At 71.6% G+C, this 12,291-nt stretch carries 12 protein-coding genes; 5 read left to right on the top strand and 7 right to left on the bottom strand.

Going from position 1 to position 12,291, the window contains the following annotated elements; genetic code table 11:
* Window positions 1–92: 92 nt before the first annotated feature.
* Both cobF and ABZ420_RS14950 read left to right on the top strand, forming a co-directional pair.
* Entirely contained in the window at window positions 93–836 is a 744-nt protein-coding gene (cobF, locus tag ABZ420_RS14955) for a precorrin-6A synthase (deacetylating) (RefSeq protein WP_357122170.1), read from the top strand.
* A gap of 54 nt (window positions 837–890) precedes the next feature.
* Complete coding sequence (locus tag ABZ420_RS14950; protein WP_063052939.1) at window positions 891–1,760, top strand: DNA-formamidopyrimidine glycosylase family protein; 870 nt, start codon at window positions 891–893, stop codon at window positions 1,758–1,760.
* A gap of 9 nt (window positions 1,761–1,769) precedes the next feature.
* Here the strand turns inward: ABZ420_RS14950 and ABZ420_RS14945 are convergent, their stop codons facing one another.
* From ABZ420_RS14945 to ABZ420_RS14930, 4 genes are read right to left on the bottom strand one after another with little or no spacing between them, the layout of a single operon-like run.
* Window positions 1,770–3,278, bottom strand: a complete 1,509-nt coding sequence (locus ABZ420_RS14945) for a carboxylesterase/lipase family protein (RefSeq protein ID WP_357122167.1) — start codon at window positions 3,276–3,278, stop codon at window positions 1,770–1,772.
* Between the two features lie 13 nt (window positions 3,279–3,291).
* Window positions 3,292–4,728 (bottom strand): NAD(P)/FAD-dependent oxidoreductase, encoded by a 1,437-nt coding sequence (locus ABZ420_RS14940; protein WP_357122164.1) that lies wholly within the window; start codon window positions 4,726–4,728, stop codon window positions 3,292–3,294.
* Between the two features lie 8 nt (window positions 4,729–4,736).
* Window positions 4,737–4,982, bottom strand: coding sequence for a DUF2630 family protein (locus ABZ420_RS14935; protein ID WP_063052940.1), 246 nt, complete (start codon window positions 4,980–4,982; stop codon window positions 4,737–4,739).
* Between the two features lie 10 nt (window positions 4,983–4,992).
* Window positions 4,993–6,363 carry a PLP-dependent aminotransferase family protein gene (locus ABZ420_RS14930; RefSeq protein ID WP_357122161.1) on the bottom strand — a complete coding sequence of 457 codons (1,371 nt, stop codon included), beginning with the start codon at window positions 6,361–6,363 and terminating at the stop codon, window positions 4,993–4,995.
* Window positions 6,364–6,445: 82 nt separating this feature from the next.
* Here ABZ420_RS14930 and ABZ420_RS14925 point away from each other — a divergent pair, with 82 nt between their 5' ends.
* Window positions 6,446–7,120 (top strand): pyridoxamine 5'-phosphate oxidase family protein, encoded by a 675-nt coding sequence (locus ABZ420_RS14925; protein ID WP_357122158.1) that lies wholly within the window; start codon window positions 6,446–6,448, stop codon window positions 7,118–7,120.
* A 235-nt stretch (window positions 7,121–7,355) separates the two neighbouring features.
* On the opposite strand, the gene ABZ420_RS14920 is transcribed toward ABZ420_RS14925, so the two are convergent.
* From ABZ420_RS14920 to ABZ420_RS14910, 3 genes are all read right to left on the bottom strand, one after another.
* On the bottom strand, window positions 7,356–8,075 hold the full coding sequence (locus ABZ420_RS14920; RefSeq protein WP_357122155.1) for an MspA family porin: 720 nt from the start codon (window positions 8,073–8,075) through the stop codon (window positions 7,356–7,358).
* Between the two features lie 435 nt (window positions 8,076–8,510).
* Window positions 8,511–9,752 (bottom strand): hypothetical protein, encoded by a 1,242-nt coding sequence (locus ABZ420_RS14915; protein WP_357122430.1) that lies wholly within the window; start codon window positions 9,750–9,752, stop codon window positions 8,511–8,513.
* A gap of 5 nt (window positions 9,753–9,757) precedes the next feature.
* Window positions 9,758–10,519 carry a crotonase/enoyl-CoA hydratase family protein gene (locus ABZ420_RS14910; protein ID WP_357122152.1) on the bottom strand — a complete coding sequence of 254 codons (762 nt, stop codon included), beginning with the start codon at window positions 10,517–10,519 and terminating at the stop codon, window positions 9,758–9,760.
* Between the two features lie 65 nt (window positions 10,520–10,584).
* On the opposite strand from ABZ420_RS14910, the gene ABZ420_RS14905 reads away from it, so the two are divergent.
* Both ABZ420_RS14905 and ABZ420_RS14900 read left to right on the top strand, forming a co-directional pair.
* On the top strand, window positions 10,585–11,235 hold the full coding sequence (locus tag ABZ420_RS14905) for a TetR family transcriptional regulator (protein ID WP_357122149.1): 651 nt from the start codon (window positions 10,585–10,587) through the stop codon (window positions 11,233–11,235).
* A partial coding sequence (locus tag ABZ420_RS14900; RefSeq protein ID WP_357122146.1) for an acyl-CoA dehydrogenase family protein occupies window positions 11,222–12,291 on the top strand: 1,070 nt, incomplete at its 3' end. The genes ABZ420_RS14905 and ABZ420_RS14900, both read left to right, overlap by 14 nt.

Here is a 12,291-nt window from a genome sequence, read left to right as displayed (position 1 = left end):
CTTCGCCGTCGCGCGTGCGGCGAGCCGATCGGGCGCGTCCTCGGCCGCGCCTGGCGACCGGGGTTCTCCGCCCGCCTGGCAAGCTCGAGCCCATGCGCAAGCTCTACGTGATCGGCATCGGTGCCGGCGATCCCGACCAGGTCACCGTGCAGGCGATCAAGGCGATGCGGCAGGTCGAGACGTTCTTCGTGATCGGTAAGGGCGAGGCGAAGCGGGAACTGGTCGACGTGCGGACGGCGATCCTGCACGCGCACACCGACCGGACCTACCGGATCGTCCCGATCGCCGACCCGCCGCGCGACCGGACGCCCGCCGACTACCTGGACGTGGTCGACGACTGGCACGATCGCCGGTCGGCGCTGCTGGAATCGGCGTTCGCCGCGTCCGACGGCGTCGGCGGCATCCTGGTCTGGGGTGATCCCGCGCTGTACGACAGCACGCTGCGGATGGTCGAGCGGGTGCTCGCCCGCGGCGTGGTGCGCTTCGACTACGAGGTGATTCCCGGTATCACCAGCGCGCAGGCGCTCGCCGCGCGGCATCGTGTCGTGCTGCACGGCATCGGCGAACCGGTGCGCATCACCACCGGCCGCCGCCTGCGCGAGGAGGGCCTCGGCGCCGAGAACGCGCTGGTGATGCTGGACGGCGACTGCTCGTTCACCGCGATTCCGGACGCGGACGTGCACATCTGGTGGGGCGCCTACCTCGGTATGCCGGACGAGACCCTGATCGAGGGACCGCTGCCCGCGGTGCGGGACGAGATCGTCCGCCGCCGCGCCGAGCTGCGCGAGCGCAAGGGCTGGATCATGGACATCTACCTGCTGCGTCGTGGCGGGTGAGCCGCCCGCGCGAGAACCGGCGGATTGTCGGTGGGGCTCGGTAGTCTGGACCGCGTGCCAGAGCTACCGGAAGTGGAGGCGTTGGCTCAGTTCCTCCGGGAGCATGCGGTCGGCGCCGTGATCGGCCGCGTCGACGTGGCCGCCCTCAGCGCCGTCAAGACATTCGAGCCGCCGATCACCGCGCTGTCCGGTCGCGACGTCACCGGCGCGGGGCGCTGGGGCAAATTCCTCGGGATGGAGTGTGACGGGCTGTGGCTCGTCACGCACCTGTCGCGCGGTGGATGGCTGCGGTGGATCGACGAACCGAGCCCGACGCCGCCCAAGCCGGGCGGCAAGAGTCCGCTGGCGCTGCGGGTACATTTCTTCACCCCCGAAGGAGCGACGCCCGCCTTCGACCTGACCGAAGCGGGCACGAAGAAGCGGCTCGCGGCGTACGTCGTGGCGGACCCGAAGGCGGTGCCCGGCATCGCCCGGCTCGGCCCCGACGCGCTGGAGGTGACCGAGGCCCAGTTCGCCGACATCCTGCACGGCACCTCGCAGCGGATCAAGACCGCGATCGTGGACCAGGCGCTGCTGGCCGGCGTCGGCAACGCCTACTCCGACGAGATCCTGCACGCCGCGCGGATCTCGCCCTTCGCGAACACGAAGACCCTGCCCGCCGACAAGGTGGCCGAGCTCTACACCGCCATGCGCGCGGTGCTCACCGACGCGGTGCGGCGCTCGGTCGGCCAGGACGCCGCCCGCCTCAAAGGCGAGAAGCGTTCCGGCATGCGGGTGCACGCCAGGACCGGGCAGCCATGCCCGGTCTGCGGCGACACCGTCCGCGAGGTCTCCTACGCCGAGCGGTCCTTCCAGTACTGCCCCACCTGCCAGACCGGCGGCAAGATCCTCGCGGACCGGCGGATGTCGCGCCTGCTGAAGTAGCGGCCCTGCTCAGGTCAGCGTGGGGACCCGCACGCCCTGCCAAGCGAGTCGTTTCGCCCGGTCCGGGTCGTGTTCCACACGCGTGGGGTAGTCGATGATCAACGTGGACCTGCGGGCCTCCGTGTACGCGGGCCAGGACGGCAGCGGAGCTCCGGTGCGGGCGAAAGCCAGCCAGTTGTCCTGGAACTGATCGGTGACCGCCCGCAGTCCGCGCCGCCCGCCCGCGGCGGTGAAGGCCCGGCCGACCGGAGTGTCGCCGATGCCGAAGACCGCGATGAGGTCGGTCGCGTGTGTGGCGCCGAGCCCGGCCAGGTGCAGGGCGCGCGGGGCGAAGTCGTAGCGGTAGGCATAGGTCGGCGCGTGCCTGCTGTGCCCTTCCATGACGGTCAGCGAAGGACGCCAGAAGGTGTAGTCGCCGCCCGCCTGGATCGCGGCTTTCGGCTGGGGATATCCGGGATACGCCGTAGCGATCCGGGATTCGGCCTCGTCGTCGCGCCCGAGGGCGGTGCGCAGCCGGTCGGCGGTGGTGGGCAGTTCGTCGGCGAACCGCGCGAAGAGCGTGCCCTCGTCCCGGTTCGTGCCGATGATCAGCGGCACCTGGTGCGCGGAGCCCTCGGCGATCGCGTCGACCGGGGACAGCGGCAGGAACTCGCCGTCCACCACCGGACACACCGGAAAGGCGCCCGGTTGTTCCCGCACCACCGCACCGATGGTGCGATCGACGGCGCGGCGGATGTCGTTGGCGCTCGCGGTGCGCAGCATGGTGTGCGCGGTGTCCGGCGTGGCGCCCAGCGCGGCGACACAGCGGCGCGCGAAGCCGCGGGACTCCTCGGGAGTGATCGCCCAGTCGGCGGGCGGGCTCTGCGAAATGGCCCGATGGAACAATCCCTTGGCCGCCGGGGTGGCCAGCAGACCGAGCACGGCGTGCGCGCCGGCCGATTCGCCGAAGATCGTCACGTTGCCGGGGTCGCCGCCGAAGGCCGCGATGTTGGTGCGCACCCACTCCAGCGCGGCGAGCTGATCACGCAATCCGAGGTTCGAGTCGAAGGGATGCTCCGCGGTGCCGAATTCGCTGAAGTCGACATAACCGAACGCGCCCAACCGGTAGTTCAGCGAGACCACCACCACGTCGCCGCGCAGCGCCAGCCGCGCGCCGGAATACAGCCCGAGTGCGGAGGTCCCGATGAGGTAGCCGCCGCCGTGGATGAAGACCAGCACCGGACGCGGGCTCGACGCCCGCGTCGCGGGCGCGGTGACATTCAGTGTCAGCGCGTCCTCACTGGTCACCTGGTAGGCGCGCGGCCCGATCCGCGCCCCGGAACGGTGCTGCATCGCCGCGGAGGTGAATTCCGTCGCCGCCCGGACGCCGGACCACGGTTCGACCGGCTGCGGAGCGCGAAATCGCAGGTCCCCGATCGGAGGAGCCGCGTAGGGAATGGACCGCCAGCGCAGTACGCGGCGGCCCCGGCGGCCGCGGACGATTCCGTCGGCGGTCGCGATATCCGTTGTTGCCACCATCTGCAAATGGTAGCTACGGGCGCCGCGCCTCCAACAGGCGCAACCAGAACTCGCTCACCGCGGGGAAGGCGGGCACGGCGTGCCAGAGGGTGGACAGCGGCACCCGGCCGACCACCGCGATCGTCGCCGCGTGCAGTTGTTCGCCCACCTCGGGGCCGACGAAGGTGGCCCCGAGCAGCGTGTCGGTGGCGCCGTCGATCACCAGCTTGGCGTGACCGGCGTAGTCGTCGCGCGACAGCGCCGATCCGGCCACCGCGATGTCCAGTTCGACGGTCTCGACCGCGTGCCCGGCGTCGCGGGCCGCGGCTTCGGTCAAGCCGACGGAGGCGACCTCCGGCGCGGTGAACACCACCTGCGGCACCTTGCCGTGATCGGAGCTCGCGACGAATCGCGGGTCGTCCAGCGGCCTGCCCTCCGCTCGTGCCGCGATCACGTCGCCGCACACCCGACCCTGGTATTTGCCCATATGCGTGAGCGCGGCGCGGTGGTTGAGGTCGCCCACCACATACAGCCACTCGCCGTCGACCTCGCGGGCGGTGAGATGGTCGTCCACCGCGACGTATCCATCGGGCAGCCCCACCGCATCCAGGCCCAGGCCCTCGGTGGCGGGTGCGCGTCCGGCAGCAACCACGATCTCGTCCACCTCGAGCGCCGACTCTCCTTCGGGACCGCGCAACCGGACCGTGGCAGGACCGCCGTGGATCCACCCTTCACCGGTGTCCTTCGAGGCCGGGCGCTCGACCGCGGCGGGAGAGGTGCCGAACCGCACCCGCACCCCGGCCTCGGACAGCGCCCCCGCGACCAGATCGCGCGCGAACGGCTCGGCCGCGGCCAGCAGCGCCGAGCCGCGCACCAGCAGGGTGACCTCGGCGCCGAGCGCGGCCAGCCAGGTGGCCGCCTCGGCGGCCACCACGCCACCGCCGACGACGGCGACCCGGCGCGGCACCTCGTGCAAGTTGGTGACATCGCGGGAGGTCCACGGCAGCGCGGCGCGCAGGCCGGGCACGTCGGGGACGTTCGCGGTGGTGCCGGTGGCCAGCACCACGGCATGCCGGGCGCGCAACTGCCGCCCGGCGACCTCGACCGTGCGCGCGCCGGTCAGGCGGCCGGTGCCGCGCACGACGTCGATGCGGTTGCTCCGGGCCCAGTCGACCTGGGTGGAATCGTCATGGTCGTGCACGAAGGCGTCGCGCCGCCGCAGCACCGCCTCGACGTCCAGGCCGGTGGCCGAGACGCCCGGCATCGCTCGCGCGGCCGCCAGGACATGGCCCGGCCGCAACAGCGCTTTACTCGGGACGCAGGCCCAGTAGGAGCATTCGCCGCCGACGAGTTCCCGCTCCACGATGGCGGCCGTGCGGTCGCTGCCCGCGACGGCGTAGGCGGCGGCGTTCTCACCCGCGGGCCCGCCACCGATCACGATGACGTCGTAGTCGGTCGCTGTGCTCGACATCGCCGCGCCTACTGCAGGTAGCCTTCGACCTGCGAGACCGTATTGGGCCGGACCCCGTCGGGAGACTCGCCCTGCTCGATCCGCGCCCGGCGATGGCGGAGCAGGTCCCAGGCCTGATCGAGCATCACTTCGAGTTCGGCCAAGCGCTGGCGCTCGGTCTTCGGGTCCAATTCGCCGCGAGTGGCCTGCGAGCGCAGCTGGTGCTCCTGGTCGACCAGTTCCTTGATACGCCCCAAGATGTCCTGTTCGCTCATGCGGACCATGCTACGGCCGGGTGAGGCATTCCGCGGCGATCGGTACGGCCGCGGCGAGCTGGGGCAAGGGCAGCGCCGTGTAACCGAGCGCGACGCCGAAGTGATCACGGCGGGCACCGAGATGATACCTGGACAGACCGTCGAGCGCGACGCCGCGCGCCTGCCCCTCGGCGATCACGCGCCGCTCGGCCTCGGCCGACTCCACCGGCACGACGACGTGTGAGCCCGCGTCGTCGCCGAGCACGCCGACGCCGCGGCGGCGCAACGCGGTCACCACCAGCGCCCGGCGCGGTGGCAGCGCGCGGCGCAGCCTGCGCAGGTGCCTGGCCAGATCGCCGTGCGCGGCGAAGGCGACCAGTACGCGCTGCCCCGCCGGGCTCGGACCGGTGCCGGTGCGCTCCCGGTGGGCGAGCACCGCCCCGGCGATCTCCGGAGTGGCGAGCAGCCAGCCGACACCGAGGCTGGGGGACAGGATCTTGCTCGTCGTGCCCAAGTGGACGACCACGTCGGGAGCCATGGTCGCCAGCAGCGGCAGCGGCGCGGTGTCGTAACGCAATTCGCCGTCGTAATCGTCTTCGATGACGAGGATCCCGGCCGCGCGCGCGTGCTCGACGAGCTCGACCCGCCGCGCCGCGGGCATCCGCGCACCGAGCGGAAATTGGTGCGCGGGAGTGCAATACACCGCCTTGATCCGGGCGGGCAGCAGGTCGACGCGCAAGCCGTGCGCGTCCACGGGGACCGGGACGACCTCGAGGCCTGCCGCCGCGAAGGCCCCCGCGGCGCGCTGATAGCCCGGATCCTCCATGGCGACGGCATCGCCCGGTCGCAGCAGCGCCGCGGCCAATTCGCTCACGGCGGAGCTGGTCCCGGCGGTGGCGAGCAGTACGGTGTCGCTGCCCGCGCCGATCCCGCGGTGGCGCAGCAGATGCTCGGTGACCGCCGTGCGGAACTCCGGCTCGCCCGCGCGGTCCTTGCGCACGAGCGGGTCGTGATCCGCGGCGGCGCGCCAGGCCCGTCGCCACGCGGCCGGGTCGATGGCGTCGACGCACGGCGCTCCCGGGGCGAGATCGAACAGCCGCGGCGCGGCGTCCGGGTCGTGGACGGAATCGGTGCGCGCGGGCGCGGCGGCCGGTGCGGTCGTCAGGTAGGTGCCGGAGCCGCGCCTGCCGCTGATCCAGCCTTCGGCATGCAATTGGTCGTAGGCGGCGGCGACCACGGTCCGGCTGACGCCGAGCCGCCCGGCCAGCGCGCGGGTGGACGGCAGCCGATCGCCGCCGCGCAGCGGTCCGCCGGTCGCGGCGCGGCGCAGTTGTTCGGCGATCTGCACCGACAGCGGCTGCGCCAGGTCGCGGTCGAGATCGAGGGGAAGGTCCTCCAGCACCGTTCTGCTCCTCGAAGTGGACTGCTGAAAATCATTCGAATTGGCACTTCAATGATGCCATTCGCGGCCCGATGCTGAGTCCATGACCGAAACAGCCGCCCCGCGCACGCCGCTCTCGCCCACGCCGCGCAGCACGCCGACCCGGTTGACCGACCGCGCCAGGACCGATCGCGCCGACTTGGACGCGGTGCTCGACGCCGGGCTGATCTGCCACCTCGGCGTGCTGCTCGGCGGCACGCCGGTCGTGCTGCCGACCGCCTACGGCCGCGACGGCGACACGCTCTACCTGCACGGCTCGACCGGCGCGGGAAACATGCGCGCCGCCGTCGCCGGCGACATCTCGGTAGCGGTGACCCTGGTCGACGGCGTGGTCTACGCGCGTTCGGCCATGCATTTCTCGATGAACTACCGTTCCGCGGTCGTGCTCGGACGGGCTCGCGAGGTGACCGATCACGACGAGCGCCTGCACGGGCTGCGCGTGATCGTCGAACACGCGGCGCCCGGCGCGTGGTCTCGCGTGCGGCCGCCGAGCAAGAAGGAACTCGCCGCCACGAAAGTGCTCGCCTTAGACCTCACCGAGGCCTCGGTGAAAATCCGTGCCGGCGGCCCGAAGGACGACCCGTCGGACATCGACAACGGGGGCGTGTGGGCAGGTGTACTCCCGCTGCGCCAGACCTGGGACACCCCGGTCGACTCCGCGGACCTCGACCCCGGCGTTCGGGTTCCCTCGGATGTCCTGGAGCGCGCGGCCGGCTGATCCGGCGCGTAGCTCGCACGACCACTCGCGTTTTCGCATCCGTCACAAGCGAACGCGGGAAGACCTCGCCTGCGCCGGAATCCGAGCGGATCGCCGGGCACGCGGCGCGTTCGACACAGTCGACGGTGACCATCGGCCGCGCACCCGGGCGAGTGCCGCCATGCCGACGCAGTGGATAGCGGACACGCAGATCGACTGGGACTGCGCTGCTGGGCGGATCGGTGTGGTGCGCCGGTCAGAACCAGAACGCCGCGCCGTAACCTGTCGTTTGCGCTGTTGCCTTTTTCGAATCGGCCCGTACGGTGACAAACGGCATGGCCGAGGCCGGTGAAAGGCAGCCGCTGATATTCAACGGGGTATTGGTATGTGCGAAGGTGTAAGGGAATTCGGACTCCCCGTCGATTTCCGCCGCGCCGATCACCGCCGCCGTGACCGAACCGGGGGCCAGATTCACCGCGAGTTCGACGGCGACTCCCGCCTCGATGTCGAAGCTGGGCTGGATGCCGACGGCGGCGCCGACGCTCACGCTCGGCGGCGCCATCAGTTGCAGAGAGGGCATCATCATCTTCTGATCGGGCATGTTCATCTCAACGGAGGGCGCATCCCAGGTGAGGGAGCCCTCCAGGCCGAAGGAGGGCGCGATCCCGAAGTCGACAGCGACGCTCGGCGAGATACCGATCGAGATGCCGTTGGAGATGTCGACCGCGCAGCCCACCAGATATCCGACGACGATTTCCCCCTCGCGCAGCGCCGAGGGGCCGTCGAGAAATACCGAGAAGTCTCCTGACACCTTCACCGCGTGCACGAACGGAACTCCCGGCGCGATATCACCGCCTACGGGCCCGACATGGTTGGCGTTCGCCGACGCGATCAGATGCAGGCCACCGGCATTGATCTCTCCTGGCGCGGCGCCCGCCACGGAATCGGAAACAGCGAAAGCGCCGGTGGCGGCCACAACCACCGCTACGATCGCGGCGAGAGTACGCGAATGCTTTCGGTTCATCATGCTCCAGTCGAGTATCGATGGAATCGGAACTTCATGCGCGAAAAGGACTGCCCGGCAAATGGGTCGTCGCGGCCCCCGGTCGGCCTACGCCGCAGACTTTATCGGGCGGTGTGGCCGACGGCGGTGATCACACCGACACGGCGAGTCGGCCGACCCGACCGATCGCGGTCGTCGTCGGCATTCGCGGGAACCGCCGGTGACCGGCGAGCGAAACCATCCGATTTCATACCAGGTCGCCGGAACTCGCCGGTGTTCGCCGAAATATCGCGCGTGTCGTCGAATTCGCCGAGGAGACCCGCGAGCCGGGTGCGCCCGTGGATATGCCTGCGGCTCGGCGGCCGCGCCCGCGCGATGACCGCGGCTCGGCACGTCGGCCCGCGGGAATCACCACGCGTCGGCGTGCAAGCCCGCGCGGTTCGCCGCGCGCAGCGCCAGCTCACGCAGCGCGCCGGCCGACGCGATCCGCGCCGGGTCCAGGCCGACCAGGCTCAGCACATAGTCGTCGCCGATTCGGCAGAGGTAGCCCGAGAGGCGGGTGCGGGGCAGTCGCGCGGCGGCCAGGCCGGGATGGATGGCGCGGGCAGCGACGCCGGTGCAGCGGTGCGGGCCGAGTCGGAGCAGCGAGCCGGGGAGCGTTCCGATGTTGGAGCACAGGATGTCCCGTTCGCCCGCGCCCTCGGACAGTGCGTAGGCCCAGCGGTCCGGAATCACCTGGAGGAGTTCTTCGGGCATGCCGCTCGGTGCGGACATGCGGTGGGCGTAGGCGGAACGGGCCAGTGCGCGGATCGTCGCGGGGGTGTCGGCGCGGGTGATCGCGATGCGCGTCATGGCGAGGTCGTTGTCGACCCGGAGTTCGTCGCGGGTGTCGACGGGCAGGCTGGCTTCGATCGTGTCGCCGGGAAATCCGCTGTCCCGGAGCACGGTCGCGACGAGGTGGATGAACAGACTGTTCGCCGTGCCGCCGTCGCGCGCCGCCACGCGGTCCCACTCGGCGGCCGGACATTGCAGGATCGCGCTGTGCGTCGCGTTGCCCGCCCGGCGCGGCTGCTCGTCCCGGCGCGGCACGGCGGGTTGCCGCGGTACCCCGTGCCGCAGCGCAGCCGCGGTGCCGCGCAGGACGATCGACCACTGGCGCCGGGCGTCGGCCCAATCCGATTCCCGCGCGGACAGATCCGCCGGACGCACCCGAGCGCCGCCCAGCGCGTCGTCCACCGCGAGCACCAGCGCGCGCCCGTCGGCCAGTGCGTGCGAACAGGTGAGAGAGACGACCGAACCGCCGTCGTCCAGAGTCGCGGTCGAAAGCCGCCATCCGGGGCCATATTCCGGATCGAGGCCGCCGCCCTGCGTGTCCGCCCAGTCGAGCAGTCGCGCGACCGGGAGAACGTCCTCGGCGCGGTCGATCGGGTACGCGCGCACGTTCGGGCGCCATGCTCGGCGAGCGCCCGGCACGCGCGAGCCGATCACCCTGCGGCCCAACGGTCCCGAGCGCAGGGCCGCGTGCACCCGTTCCAGCAGCGCCGGGTCCACTCGGTCGGCCGTCCGCCACAGCCCTTGCAGCGCGATCGGCGTGCCGAGCCCGCGGTGGCTACGCAGGAAGATCTCGTCGACGACGCTCAGGCGGCCCATCGGGCTCAAGCGCGAGCGCCGTGCCGGCCCGCGCCCGACGCGAACCGCGCTGCCCCGTCCAAGGCGCCGCCGGCCAGTGCCGTCAGGCCGTGGCGGAACTCGTTGCGCAGGGCCGACTCCTCGGTCATCCCCTCCTGCTCGAGCAGCGACATCCGGTCCGAGCGCAGGCAGGTCTGCGGCAGCGCGGCCAGTTCCGCGGCCAAGGCCTCCGCTGCGCGGCGGGCTTCGCCGGTGGGCACCACCCGGTTGACCAATCCGATCCGCAGCGCCTCGTCGGCGTCGACCGCGCGTCCGGTGAGCACCAGATCCATGGCGCGGCCCGCGCCCACGATCCGCGGCAAACGGACGGTGCCGCCGTCGATCAGCGGGACGCCCCAGCGGCGGCAGAAGACGCCGAAGGTGCTGTCCTGCTCGGCGACCCGCAGGTCGCACCACAGAGCGAGTTCCAGGCCACCGGCCACCGCGAAGCCGGAGACCGCAGCGATCACCGGCTTGGACAGTCGCATCCGGGTCGGGCCCATCGGACCGTCACCGTCCTCGGCGGCGCGGTTGGAGCGCTCGGTGCCGAGCGCCTTGAGGTCGGCGCCCGCGCAGAACGTGCCGCCGTCGCCCCACAGCACCGCTACCGCCGCCTCGGGGTCGGCGTCGAATTCCCGGAAGGCGTCGGCCAGCGCCGCGGCGGTCGGCCCGTCCACCGCGTTGCGCGCTTCGGGCCGGTGCAGGATCACGGTGGTCACGGGGCCGTTGCGTTCGACGAGTACGGTCACGCGCTCGACCATACGCCGTAAAAGCACCCTTGCGTGAAGAAATGAATCCGTGCTTCACTTCTTGGGTGGCCTACCGCAGAACCCCCGCCGTGCAGGCCCGCCTGGACGCCCAGGCGGGGCTGATCGTGCACGCCGCCACCAAGGTGCTCTCCCGTGGCGGCTATGCCGCGCTGTCCATGGCGGCGGTCGCTGCCGAGGCGGGCGTGGCCACCGGCACCGTTTACAAGAACTTCGACGGCAAGTCCGCCTTGGTGCGGGCGGTGTTCCGGAAAGTGGTCGCCCGCGAGGTCGCCGCCGTGGCCGAGGCGGGTGCGCGCGGAACGGCCGTCGAGCGGGTGAGCGCGGCGGTGGAGACCTTCGCGGGCCGCGCGCTGAAGAACCCGAACCTGGCCTACGTGCTGCTCGCCGAGCCGGTCGACGCCGCCGTGGACAGCGAACGCCTGCGCTTCCGGCGCGCCTTCGCCGAGACCTTCGAATCGGCGGTGGCCGAAGGTATCTCGCGAGGTGAACTGCCCCCGCAGGACCCGAGGATCAGCGCGGCCGCGTTGGTCGGCGCGATCGGCGAGGTGCTGGTGGGCCCGCTCGCCGACGCGCCGCACGGCGAATCCGTCGTTCCCGAACTCACCGCTTTCGCGATCCGCGCGCTCGGCGTGCGCGACGACCCGGGCGCGCTCGCCGCCCGGCTGGAATCAGGAGTGTCAGATGCAGACGCATGAAGTCTTCAACCAGGTGCCCGACATCGTGCCCTTCGACGCCTCGCGCAATCCGGCGCTGCTCGAGGGCCTGCACCGGGAAGGCGCGGGCTGGGCCGAAGCGGAGGTGCGGGAACTGGGCGCGCTCGCGGGTGGGGCGCAGGCGCAGGAGTGGGGCAGGCTGGCCAACGAATACCCGCCGGTGCTGCGCACCCACGACCGCTACGGCAACCGCGTCGACGAGGTCGAGTTCCACCCGCACTGGCACGACCTGATGCGCGTCGCCGTCGAGCACGGTCTGCACGGCGCGCCGTGGCTGGACGACCGCCCGGGCGCGCACACGGCGCGTGCGGCGAAGTTCTACACCTGGGGCGTCGCCGACGCGGGCCACATGTGCCCGATCTCCATGACCTACGCGGTGGTCCCCGCCTTGCGGCACAACCCGGAACTCTCGGCGCGATTCGAACCGCTGCTCGGCTCCCGCGTCTACGACTTCGGGCTGCGTGAACCGTCCGCCAAGGCCGGGCTCATCGCGGGCATGTCGATGACCGAGAAGCAGGGCGGCTCGGACGTCCGCGCCAACACCACCACCGCGACCCCGCAGCCGGACGGCACCTACCGGATCGTCGGGCACAAATGGTTCACCTCCGCGCCGATGTCGGACATGTTCCTCACCCTGGCGCAGGCTCCCGGCGGCCTGTCCTGCTTCCTGCTGCCCCGGGTGCTGCCGGACGGCGCCCGCAACCCCATCCGCATCCAGCGGCTCAAGGACAAGCTGGGCAACAAGTCCAACGCCTCGTCGGAGATCGAATACGAGAACGCCGTCGGCCTGCTGGTCGGCGCGGAGGGCGCGGGCGTCAAGACCATCATCGAGATGGTGAACATGACCAGGCTGGACTGCGTGATCGGCTCGGCCACCGGCATGCGCGCGGGCGCCGTCTACGCGGTGCACCACGCCAGGCACCGCAAGGCGTTCGGGGCCGCGCTGATCGACCAGCCCGCGATGCGCAATGTGCTGGCCGATCTGGTGATCGAGTCCGATGCCGCGACCACCGTGATGATGCGGCTGGCCGGGGCCAC

The organism is Nocardia sp. NPDC005745 (genome assembly GCF_040630775.1).
In the GTDB taxonomy this organism is placed as follows: Bacteria; Actinomycetota; Actinomycetes; order Mycobacteriales; family Mycobacteriaceae; genus Nocardia.
Note: the sequence above shows the minus strand (reverse complement) of the source record. Positions and strands in the feature narration are given on the sequence as shown.